A 305-nucleotide genomic window follows, 5' to 3' on the forward strand; every position below is an offset into this window, starting at 1 on the left:
CTACCTTCCATCCCTAAAGAAGCTAAAAAAGGCCGTTCCTATGAGGATTTCCAAAACTATTTAGCACTGAATCAACTAGACTCTTGGCTGGAAATGGATACGGTTATGGGTAGAATGGGAGGTAAAGTCCTACTCACCTTCAATCTATCTTTCTGTAACTTTATCTTCGCTAGACTTCTGGATAATAAAACTGCCCTTGAGGTTACCAAACACCTTTATGACATCAAGAACACTCTTCACCAAGCTGACAAAGATTTATCCCAACTCTTCCCTGTCATTCTTACCGATAATGGTGGAGAGTTTGC

General features: G+C 40.7%; 1 pseudogene. It reads left to right on the forward strand.

Going from position 1 to position 305, the window contains the following annotated elements:
- Nucleotides 1-305 (forward strand): annotated as a pseudogene (locus tag WKI42_RS10780) (IS30 family transposase); the annotation flags it as partial.

The sequence above is a fragment of the Streptococcus pseudopneumoniae genome (assembly GCF_038148935.1).
GTDB lineage: Bacteria > Bacillota > Bacilli > Lactobacillales > Streptococcaceae > Streptococcus > Streptococcus pseudopneumoniae_U.